Below are 11,254 nucleotides of genomic sequence, written 5' to 3' on the forward strand. Positions count from 1 at the left end.
AGCTCCTCCGGGAGCACTTCACGGGGTTCAGTCATAGCCACAATGATTCTCCAATCAATCAGCGACTACAGCCCTCCTACACAAACAATCTGACACCCCCCCGGTCCGCGACGCTCACGGTGTGGCGTGCCTCGATGCTCTCCGGATGGTGGCGTTCGCGCCAGCGACGGGCCTTGGCCCGGAACCGGGACGGCACGAGCTCCCCGGCCGCACAGCCCCGGGCCGCCCCGGGCGCGGCCGGGTCCAGGAAATGCCCCTCCAGCGAGGCCGCCCCGGCAGAATCCAGGCCGCTGGTTTCCTCGACAAGGATCCGGGCGTGCTGCCAGGAAATCGTCCCGGCCCGCAACGCCGCCCAGGTCAGCGGGAGTGCCGTCGTCAAGGCCCGGGCCTCGGACAACAACGCCCCGGCGGTGCGTTCGCTCACGGTCAGGACACACGCGACCTCGGCGACCAGGGCCATCTCCTGGACGGCACGGTCCCGCACGGATCCCGCCGGCGGGGCCAGGAACCTCGCCGCCCGGGCGTAGTCGGCGGCCAGCTGAACCTTCAGCGCCGCCGTCCGGGCCTCCAACCGGGCCACCTCGGCCAACCCGTCCAACAACCCATCCGCCAAATCCCGCAACGGATCACCACCGGCGACGGGCCGACCAGCACCCCGCACGGCATCAGAGTCCCGCAGGGCACCGGCATCCCGCAGGGCACCCGCATCCCGCTGGGCATCGGCGGCGGCCGGATCAGAGCGGTCCGGGCCCTCGGAGCCGGACCCGAGCAAGGCAGCCAGCACAGCCACAGACGCGGCAATGGCCTCCACCGCCACCCCGCTGTCCCCGCTCCAAGCCACCCTGCTTTTCATACCCCAAGTCTATGAAGAGGCACCGACAATCTTGATGGTGCTCCGACGGGACGCCGGCAATATTGATGAATTTGCCGGTGCTCTGAAAAACACCGCCGTGCCGGACGTCTGGCGAGGTCTGGCCTCATTCACGTCACGGGGAAGGTGATCTCGCTCCAGAGGTTGCCGGGTCCGACGTGAACCCGGGCGTCTGCGACTGGGGCATCAGCCCTGACGATGTGGGTGTTCATGGTGGTCAATGCGGCCAGCAGTGCCCCGTTCGGGATGTCGCCCCACTGCTCGACTTTCCCGTAGGGGAGCATCGCGTAAGTTCCCTGGTTGCCGATGGCGCTGGTGACGTAATCGCGTGGGGTGGCGTTGTGGGAGCCGTGGTGGCCGATCTTGTAGAAGGCAGGGTTTGAGACGAGAGCGCGGGCCGCGGGGTCTTGAAGAACATGGTCCCAGGCGCCTTCTTGTGAGTCGCCCACGAAGACGAGTCTGGTGCCCTCGACGTCGAGAACGAAGTAGATGCTGGTGTTGTTGACGGAGCGCTCGAGGATGGAGGCCGCCGCCAGAAGTTCGCTCGCGTCGTCGAGGAGGGCTCCGAGGTTGAGGGTTGCCAAGGTGCTGAGAAGTTCGATTCCGATGTCGTGGCTCACTTCGTCGGGCGTGACACTGTAGATCCCGGCGAAAAGGGGCGCAGCAGGCGTCTGGCTGCCGGGGGAGTCGCTCGCGGGTTCGGCATCCAGAGCCTGTTGCATGGCAAGCCAGCGGGCAGACGCGGGAGGGTTCATGAGTTTGAGCTGGTCAGGGTCACGTGAGGGTCCGAGGACATGAATGGTGACATCGGGCAGTGGCGTGCGGATGACGTTGAGCTGCGCGATCCTGTCCGGGAGGTAGCGGACCGTCGGGACGTTGAGAAAGTGCTTGCCGTTGCGTCCGAGCAGGCGGTCCATGGCGTCCTCGTTGCCCAGCGAATTCAGAGCCAGAGTGCCGGCAACCCCGAGAGCCAGGGTTCGTGCTTCGTCGTTCAGCGCTGCGGGCGCACGGCCGATCAGGGTGTTCAAGCTTGTTGCTGCGCGGGCGAGACCGCTCTTGAGTCTTTTGGCGTCGTCGTCGGAATCGTCTTCGACGAATGACACCCAGACTTCGCCGACCTGGACCTTTTCCCAGTCGTCGTAGGCGAATCCGGTGATGTGGTCGGCATGGTGGTGCGTTGCTACGACCACGTCGAGAGTGGGGGGTCCTCCCGGTGCGGCCGCCTCGGTGAGGTCGGAGATGATCGCACGTACGACGTCGAGGAGGGGCCGCGCCTTGCCCAGGCTATGGACGCCGCAGTCCACCAGCATCCGCCAGGCCTGATCGTCGCGTTTGACGGTGACCAGGAAGGCATCGCCGAAGCCGACGTCGTACATGCGGACGGTGACGGAGGACGCTGGCATGCTCAGGCTCCGTCCTGGCCGGCGTGCAGGCGCGCGAAGGAGAGTCGGAGGGTTGCCGGTTCGACGGTCCAGGCCGAGAGCGCGTCCATGTCTTCGACGTCGCCCATCCAGTCGCGGATCGACCGCAGCCGTTCGGTGCCGGCCTCGTGGAAGTCCAGTGCGCAGCCCCTGATATCCCCAGACAGGTCGTCGAGTTTTGTGTGGTCCGAAAGCGGTAGCGGTTTGGTGACGAGAAATTCGACCTGGCCGTCCACGCGGGCGATGACGGTGGTGCCGGCGCGAATCGCTGCGCGTTGATTTGGCGGGATCTGGGCGCCGGTTTCGTCGGTCCGCTGATCTTCCAGATCGTCGCGACGCTGGGCGAACTGGATGGCGACGATCGGTCGGGGTTGACCGTCGGAGGCCCACAGGTAGACGACCCGGGCACTGACCATCTCGATCTTCCCTGCGGCTTTGTCCAGGCCAAGTTCATAGGCGTGTTCTACTCCCCAGCCGCGAATGAGCTCCTGAAGGTGTCTGGCATCGGGCTGTGACGTCAACTGGCCATGTGGCGCCTGTCCGGGAACCGCCCGACCGGGAACAGCATGCCCGGTGGCCGGAGTGGTGTCAGAATCGTCGGCGAAATAGACGGTGCTGCCGGTGTCGAGGTCGAGTGTTGCTTCCAGGATCAGGGGTGCCAGGTCGATGGCATTGATCCCGTCTCTAAGGTTCATGTCCAGTGGCGGCTTGGACCAGACGAGGGCCTCGTCAGCGAGGGAGGTCACTCCCGGCGGGTAGATACCGCGCCGACGGAAGGCCTCGACAAGAATTGCCCTAAGGTGTCCGGCGTCATCGGGGTAGAGTCCCTGGTCCGCGGTGACGATCGCCCGGACGACATCACCGAAGGTCACGTCGACGACGGGGAGGTATTCGAATGCCCGGACCACCATTTCCAGGAAACGGTCGGCATTCATCGCCGCCGTGGCGGTGACGCGATTGACCAGGTCTGTTGGGAGCGCTCCCGGCGGCAGGACCCCGGTGCCTGCACTGGCGATACGTCGGAGATCGGCGATCTGCGACTTGTAGGTGTCAATGAACGCGTCGAAGACGGCGGCGACGAAGCACGCCCCGCGATCGTGTGGTTCAACGGCTTTCAGGAACGCGTCCGGGGTGCGGGGGGATCCGATCGCGGACCTCAGTGCCGCACCGCGTCCGGTGGACGCGCCGAACTCGGTTGCAAGATCCAGCAGCGCCGACCCCTTCTCGAGGGTGCCTTCCGATTTCGCCACGGCATCGGAGACCACTTCGGGGAAGCCGAAGTGGTTAAACAGTGCAACGAGGTCGGCTATTGCCTCATGCCATGCGAGCACGTCCGGGTGAGTGGGTTCGGAAAAGTACTTGCGCATGCGGTGCACGATGGCATGAGTGACTTCATGGGCGACCACGTCAACGGACAGACAGGTGAACATCATCTGGCCCGGCAGGTTGGCTCCAGGGTCCCTCTCGTCGGCACGGAAGTAGCCGAAAAGGACAGCCCGCCGGTCCTTGTCGAAGTAGGCGTTACGTCCCTCGAACGCATGCGGGACGAGGCGGAGTTTGTCGTCGCCACGCCAGCGGAAGCGGAAGCCGCCAAATCGTTCAAAGCGTTCGATCACGCTCATCGCCACTGCGTAGACGACTTGCTGATGGGTTCTTGGATCGCTTTCCGAGGGGCGCATACCCCGTTGGGCGAGGATGGCGGCGGCGTTCAGGTCAACCGGCAAATACCAGAGGTCACGGGCCACGTCATAGTCGACGACCTGCAAGAGCCGGCCGGCCGGGCCGGGCCTGAGGTCCCTTTCGAACGGGATGTCGATCGTGAGGAACCTGCCGGAAAGGCGGGTCGACATCGGATCGAACGCATACGCACGAAGTAGCCGCCGGGCCGGCAACACGGCCTCGGGCCGGTCCCTCCTCGCGGGAGTCACTGCTCAGCCCGAGCCGACGCAGGCGCCGCTTCTTGCCCGGCCCAGTCCGGATCGGCCCAGACCACATTGGCGGGTGCCTTGAACGTTGGATCGGCCACGGCCCGGGTGTTCACGCTGGCGTGGACGGCGGCGCCGGCGGGGACCTTCCTGTTGCGTGTGCCGAGCAGCACCCATGCCCGGCCGCGGCGGTGCAGCTCCGCGGTCGCGTCAGCAGGGGTGACCGCGCAGGCGGCCCCGACGGCGCGGGATCGAACTAACAAACCCTCGGCAATCCCGCCCTCGATAATCCACTTCAAGGCGATTCTCGAAAGCCGCGGAGCAGGGGTCGGCTTCCCCGGGCGCGCTGCCTGGCCGGCCGGTGTCTTGTCGACGAAGGTTCCTCCGACATCGCTGTGCACACCGGCGAACCAAACCTCTTCCAGGGACCCGTCCGTGCGGGCGTCGACCAGGTACTCCTTGAAGGGAGCCCGCTTCTCATTGATCGACACTGCATGGCGGATTCGCACGGCATTGGGGAGTTCGCGCGTAAAAGGCCAGCGGATCTCCCATCGGAGGAACCCTGCAGCCTTGACGGTGTCCCACACGCCCAGGTACCTCACCGGCACCGTCGATTTGCCGTCGACGTGCTGCGCGAACACTTCCGACGTGAGGTGCACCTCGTCCCAGTCAATCCGCCCTTCACCGCCCCGACGGGCATAGGTGGCGACCACATACGGAACGAGGTTCTCCGAACCTGGACGCATCACGCCGATGGCGCGAAGAATCCCCACGAGGGCACGAGCCGTATACGCGCCGCGGCTAAACCCGAAAATGAAGATCTGATCCCCGGGGGCCCAGTTCTGCATCAGCCACGCATAGGCTTCCCCAAGGTTCTGCCGCAGACCCCACCCGAACGCGAGCCCGCCCACCCGCGAGATCGACCTGGCGAGAGGAGTCCACGCCCCGGCAGACGCAAACGTCCCGACCCCAGGGTCGTAGTAGGCGATCTGTCTAGTCGGATCGGAATGATCGAGCAGCTCGTACAGAAGGACGACGTTGGTGTTGCCTTTGGCGCGCACCTGCGCACCGGTCCCATCCAGACACACCACCAGATTCCGGGACATTTGAAACCTCCCCGCCGGGCACGTACCGCACCTGCCGCACCTGAAGCCGATCATCCCCCTCCAGCGCCGCCAAGGGAAGAGGAAGTTTGCGAACCGGGTCAGCACTCAAGGGCACCCGGCTTCCCGCAGGGCGTCACCCCTCCCGGGAGAGATAGGACAGTGCGGCGACGACGTGGGCTTGGACGCCCATGGAGAGGGTCGGGTCAATCACGGGGGCGAAGGAGGGGGAGTGGTTCGCCGGGATGTCCCGGGCCACTGTTCCCTTCGAGGCTGCAGCGCGGTAAGCATCGGGGTCCGCGCCGCCGAGGAGCCAAAAGGTGTACGGCACATCGAACGCGTCCGGAATGCGGCTGAAGTCCTCGGACGCCGTCTGCCGCTCCGCCGTGCGCACAGCCTCTGCCCCGAAGCGGGCGGTAAACGCCGTCCGCACGCGTTCTGTCACAGCTGCGTCGTTGCTGGTGAGCGGGAACTGGTCGTAATACTCGAACTCAGGTTCCCGGGGCGATCCGGCGGCAGAGCACTCGCCCTTGACGATCCGCTCAACCGCGGCAAGCACGCCGGCCCGGATTCCGGCGTCGTACGTGCGGATGTTCAGCAGGAGCGTGGCGCGGTCCGGGATGATGTTCGATGTCGCCCCGGCATTGAGCGCCCCCACAGTGACGACGGCGAAGTCGCCGGGCTTCGTCTCCCGGGAGACGATCGACTGAAGCCTGAGCACGATCGAGGCGGCCAACACCACCGGGTCCACGGACATGTGCGGCATCGAACCGTGCGCGCCTTTCCCGTACACCGTGATCTTGAGCGAATCGCCGGCGGAGAGGACCGGTCCGATGGTGGTGGCGACTGTCCCCGCCGGTATTGGCATCACGTGCTGGGCAAAGGCGACGTCGGGCCGTGGCACTTTGGTGACAAGTCCGTCGTCGATCATTGCTTGGGAACCTGCCCCGACTTCTTCGGCCGGCTGAAAAAGGGTGATGTAGGTTCCGGACCAGGCTCCACGCCCGTCCGCCATGAGCTTGGCGGCTCCGAGCAACGCACTGACGTGAAGGTCGTGACCGCACGCATGCATGATCCCGTTCACCGCCGACGCATAGGACAGCCCCGTGGCCTCCGTGACAGGCAGTGCGTCCATGTCGGCGCGCGCCAGAACAGCCGGGCCGACCCCGTTCGCGAGGACGCCGACCACGCCCGTTCCTCCAATACGGGTCACCGAATACCCGAAGGCAGTGAGTTTCTCCTCGACAATCTTCGACGTCTCATGCTCCTCGAAGCTCAGTTCGGGATGCCGGTGAAGCCGGGTGTAGATCTCCTGCAACCAGCCGAGCTCGGATTCCAGGCCTGCCAAAACTGTCTCGGAACTGCTCATGCGCATCTCGCTCTCGGAGCTTCAAAACGCCCGCGTGCGCCGGGCGCAACAGATAGAAACCAGACTAGGCCCGTGGAGCCATATTTGTAGTGCCAGGGGCGAGTAACGCGAAGGCTCTGACGGGTAAGAACCGGATATTAACACGTAGCCGCCACTCAGGAGGTGGCGACTCCTGACTCGTTAAGATGGCCTCTGCGTGGCCGGTTATTCCGGCCGGATGAATTCGGCGGCATGACGCAATCGCGCCGCAGTCAGGGCTTTTATCCCACATTGTTATTGGGTCATCGCGGGTCCTTCAGCATTGGCCGGCATAGCATATTTCACTTCAATGACGACTTGCGAGGAATTCATGCGGCGAGCGATTTTGGAACGTTTAATAGTCATCGCCGCAATAGTGTGTTTCAGTCTGGTGCCGCTGCCCGCCAAGGCAGCCACTGGTGTGGCGACAGACAAGGTTGTCAGTAAACACCAGTCTTCGATTTCGCGATCTGTGGTATCGCCAGCTTTCACAACCAGCCAATCCAAGGAATTGTTGATCGCATTTGTGAGCGCTGATGGCCCGGCGGTCACCGGTTCCCAGCAATTCACCTCGGTCACCGGTGGAGGGCTCACCTGGCGCCTGCGTAAACGGACCAACGTTCAGTATGGGACGGCTGAAATCTGGCAGGCGGTGGCGAGCAGCATCCTCACGAACGCCACTGTGACGGCTACGCACAACGGGTCTTACCAGGCGTCCATAACGGTTGCGACGTTCACGGGCGCGGACACGGCCACCGATGGAGCAGTCGCGGGAGCCAACGGGCCCACGGGTGCGCCCAGCGCTTCGCTCACGACAACCCGCACCGGTTCCTGGGTCTGGGGCGTGGGAAACGACTGGAGCAGGGCCATCGCCCGTACAGTCGGAAGCGGTCAAACTAAGGTAGATGAGTTCCTTGCCAGCAACGGTGACACGTTCTGGACGCAGCGCCAGACCGTGCCCGGTACGGCGACAGCGCCGTCGTCCGTGAGAATCAATGACACCGCTCCGACTACGGACAAGTGGAATATGTCTCTGATCGAGATTCTGCCCGCCCCGACCCCGCCCTCGGCGCCGGTGTTCACCGCGGCCACGCCACCGGCGACGGCGACGGTGGGAACCGCGTACACCTACACCTTCGCCGCGACAGGGAACCCGGCCCCGACCTTCCGGGTCTCGTCCGGTGCCCTGCCCGCGGGGCTGGGCCTGAACTCCACCACCGGGGTCCTGTCCGGAACCCCGACGACGGCGGGCCCGGCAACGTTCACGGTCACCGCCACGAACGGGGTCAGCCCCGACGCGGTCACGCCCTCGCTGACCATCACCGTGAACCCCGCGGAGTCGCCCGACGGTACCCAGGCCGCCGTCGTCTTCGGTTGGGGCCCGGTAGTAACCGGGGATGAGTTCACCTATACAGGCGCGCCGAATCCCTTGAAATGGAATGTGTACAACAGCCCGGGACATGCGGGGAACGGGATCCGGAGCCCGAACGCCTGGGCCGTGGACGGCAGCGTCGCCACCGTCAGCGGTGACTCGGCCGGCACCACCGGCGGCATGTCGGCCAGGTTTGCCCAGCAGCAGTACGGCCGCTGGGAGGCCCGGATGCGAACCAGCGACCGGGATCCGAAGTACCATCCAGTCCTGATTCTCTGGCCGAACAACAACACGTCGCCCAACTGCGCGGAGATTGATTACGCCGAAGGAACGTCCGATACGAGCAAGATCAAGTTCTTCCTGCACTACGCGTGCAGCGGCTCGAACTTCCAGACTCAGGCAGCCCAGACGATCGACACAACCCAGTGGCACAACTACGCGGTCCAGTGGACCCCGTCCGGGATCACCGGCTACATCGACGCAGTCCCATGGTTCACCGACACGGACCCGGCGCACCAGCCGACGGTCGGGATGCACCAAACCATCCAGCTCGATTGGTTCCCGGACGGGACCGCCACCAAACCGAGCCAGATGCAGGTCGACTGGGTCCGCGTCTACGCCTGACGCCCGACGTCTGGCTCGGCGGACGCGAACACTCTGACACCACCCACGGAACCCCGGTAGTTTCACTCGAGAGACAAGTATCGCCCACTGGTGACCCGCAGGTTGCCGGGCCGATAGGCTCCGGACTTAGCCGTCATTTCGGCCAATGCGGCAAGCGGGTGCCAGCCGTAACAGGCGTTATCAATGCAGGGGGACTTGATGCGGTTCTTAGCAAGGCTGGGCCTTATCGGACTGCTTCTGGCGCCACTGCTGGGAACGGGCATGCCCACCGCAGATATCGCCGCAGCAGCCACCCCAAGCTGCCAGCCCACCACGCCGGCACCGACCGACCCGTACCCTGGTGCCACCGTCGTGGCCGACAACTTCGAATCAGATACCCTCGCCCCGTTCATCGTTCAAACCGCCGGAACCGGAACCGCCACAGTCTCCTCAGCTTTGGCACACACAGGCGGCTGCGCCGCCTACCTCCACGTAACCTCCGACGCCGGCTCGCTCGCATACCTCACTGCCCCCTTGCCGGCAGGAACCCCTTCCGCCTACGCAGACGGCTGGTTCAACATCACCACGGCCGGCCTGACCGGCAGTGACGTACCCTATTTCCGGTTCTTCTCCGGAACCACTCGGATCGCAGACGTATACCGCTACAACAGCAATGGCCAGCTCTGGCTGCGTGTGACCTCACCTACCGGCGCTTTCGTCTACACACGCTTGCTGTCCTCCAGCATCCCTCTCAGCTCCTGGCACCACGTCGTCATGCAGATCGTCCCCAATACAAGCGCGACAACGATACAGGTGTGGTTTGACAGCGTCCTCGTCTATTCCAGTAACCAGGTCAGCACCGGATTCACCACCTTGTCGAACGTGCAGCTCGGATCCGAACACACAAGCCAGATGGGCGACAGCTACGTCGACGACGTCATCTTCAAGAGCGGCGCCCAGACGGCCCCGGTCTTCACCGCGTCCACGCCTCCGACTACTGCCACGGTCGGCGCTGCCTACTCGTATACCTTTGCCGCGTCGGGTAATCCGGCGCCGACGTTCCGGGTGTCGTCCGGTGCCCTGCCGGCCGGGTTGAGCCTGAACAGCACTACCGGGGTTCTTTCCGGGACCCCGACGGCGGCTGGTCCGGCAACGTTCACGGTCACCGCCACGAACGGGGTCAGCCCCGACGCGGTCACCCCGTCGATCACGATCACGGCGAGCACCGCCCAAGCGGCCCCGGTCTTCACCGCGTCCACGCCTCCGACTACTGCCACGGTCGGCGCTGCCTACTCGTATACCTTTGCCGCGTCGGGTAATCCGGCGCCGACGTTCCGGGTGTCGTCCGGTGCCCTGCCGGCCGGGTTGAGCCTGAACAGCACTACCGGGGTTCTTTCCGGAACGCCGACGGCGGTCGCAACATGGGACCACATCGTCATCCTGATTGACGAGAACCAAAAGGACACGTCCATCATCGGCAACTCCAGCGCGCCCTACCTGAACTCCCTCGCCACATCGGGCGCGAACATGACGCAGACGTTCGCGGAAAGCCACCCTTCGCAGCCGAACTATCTCGCGTTGTTTTCAGGCTCCACGCAGGGGATCACAGATGACAGCTACCCGCATAGCTTCACAACTACGATGCTTGAGGGCCAGCTAAAAGCAGCAGGCAGAACATTCACGGGATTCGCCGAAGGCCAGACCTCGCGAACGAACTACCTCGCTTATCACTCACCATGGAACAACTGGGCATCCATCCCGTCATCGGAACGCCTCGATTACAGCGCATGGCCGACTGACTTCACAACGCTACCGACTGTGTCCTTTGTCGTCCCCGACAGTTGCAACAGCATGCACGATTGCTCCGTCGGCACCGGTGACACGTGGGCAATGAACCACGTGGACACATACCTGCAATGGGCCAAAACGCACAACTCACTGCTGATCACCACTTGGGATGAAAACGATTCATCTGTAAGCACGAACAAAATCGCCACATTCTTCAACGGGGCCAACGTCATCCCCGGCAACTACACGCAGACGATCAATCACTACAGCATTCTTGGCCTGATCCAGGATGCTTACGGGCTCCCGCGCAACGCCAACACGTTAGGGGCAGCGGCACTCGCTGCCCCGTTCAGTGCAACGTTCACGGTCACCGCGACGAACGGGGTCAGCCCCGACGCCGTCACCCCACCCATCGCGATCCACGTGAACCCAGCACCGGCACCGCCTGTGTTCACGGCGTCCACGCCTCCGGCTGCTGCCACGGTCGGCACTGCCTACACATATGCCTTTGCCGCTTCGGGTAATCCGGCGCCGACGTTCCGGGTGTCTTCCGGTGCCCTGCCGGCCGGGTTGAGCCTGAACACCACCACAGGGGTCCTTTCCGGCACCCCGACGGCGGCTGGTCCGGCAACCTTCACGGTTACCGCGACTAACGGGGTCAGCCCCGATGCGGTCACCCCGTCGATCACGATTACCGTGAACACCGCCCAGACGGCCCCGGTGTTTACCGCGTCCACGCCTCCGACTACTGCCACGGTCGGCACTGCCTACACATATGCCTTTG

At 64.5% G+C, this 11,254-nt stretch carries 8 protein-coding genes; 2 read left to right on the top strand and 6 right to left on the bottom strand.

Annotation, left to right across the window (positions count from 1 at the left end):
- Nucleotides 1-76 precede the first annotated feature (76 nt).
- The 6 genes from ABD243_RS16625 to ABD243_RS16650 form a co-directional block, all read right to left on the bottom strand.
- The gene (locus ABD243_RS16625) at nt 77-853 is read right to left on the bottom strand and encodes a DUF222 domain-containing protein (protein ID WP_344367498.1); all 777 of its coding nucleotides are present in this window, start codon (nt 851-853) and stop codon (nt 77-79) included.
- A gap of 128 nt (nt 854-981) precedes the next feature.
- Complete coding sequence (locus ABD243_RS16630; RefSeq protein WP_344367499.1) at nt 982-2,274, bottom strand: MBL fold metallo-hydrolase; 1,293 nt, start codon at nt 2,272-2,274, stop codon at nt 982-984.
- A 2-nt stretch (nt 2,275-2,276) separates the two neighbouring features.
- Nucleotides 2,277-4,184: a gluzincin family metallopeptidase gene (locus ABD243_RS16635; protein ID WP_344367500.1), complete on the bottom strand. Its 1,908-nt coding sequence runs from the start codon at nt 4,182-4,184 to the stop codon at nt 2,277-2,279.
- A gap of 32 nt (nt 4,185-4,216) precedes the next feature.
- Nucleotides 4,217-5,323 carry a T6SS phospholipase effector Tle1-like catalytic domain-containing protein gene (locus tag ABD243_RS16640; protein WP_344367501.1) on the bottom strand — a complete coding sequence of 369 codons (1,107 nt, stop codon included), beginning with the start codon at nt 5,321-5,323 and terminating at the stop codon, nt 4,217-4,219.
- A 133-nt stretch (nt 5,324-5,456) separates the two neighbouring features.
- Entirely contained in the window at nt 5,457-6,689 is a 1,233-nt protein-coding gene (locus ABD243_RS16645; RefSeq protein WP_344367502.1) for an amidohydrolase, read from the bottom strand.
- Nucleotides 6,690-6,962: 273 nt separating this feature from the next.
- The gene (locus ABD243_RS16650) at nt 6,963-7,286 is read right to left on the bottom strand and encodes a hypothetical protein (RefSeq protein ID WP_344367503.1); all 324 of its coding nucleotides are present in this window, start codon (nt 7,284-7,286) and stop codon (nt 6,963-6,965) included.
- Nucleotides 7,287-7,359: 73 nt separating this feature from the next.
- Between ABD243_RS16650 and ABD243_RS16655 the strand changes: the two genes are divergently transcribed.
- Both ABD243_RS16655 and ABD243_RS16660 read left to right on the top strand, forming a co-directional pair.
- Complete coding sequence (locus ABD243_RS16655) at nt 7,360-8,703, top strand: putative Ig domain-containing protein (RefSeq protein WP_344367504.1); 1,344 nt, start codon at nt 7,360-7,362, stop codon at nt 8,701-8,703.
- Nucleotides 8,704-9,216: 513 nt separating this feature from the next.
- On the top strand, nt 9,217-11,254 hold a 2,038-nt coding region (locus tag ABD243_RS16660; protein WP_344367505.1), incomplete at its 3' end, for a putative Ig domain-containing protein.

Origin of the sequence: Arthrobacter humicola (genome assembly GCF_039531445.1) — a bacterium.
Taxonomy (GTDB): domain Bacteria; phylum Actinomycetota; class Actinomycetes; order Actinomycetales; family Micrococcaceae; genus Arthrobacter; species Arthrobacter humicola.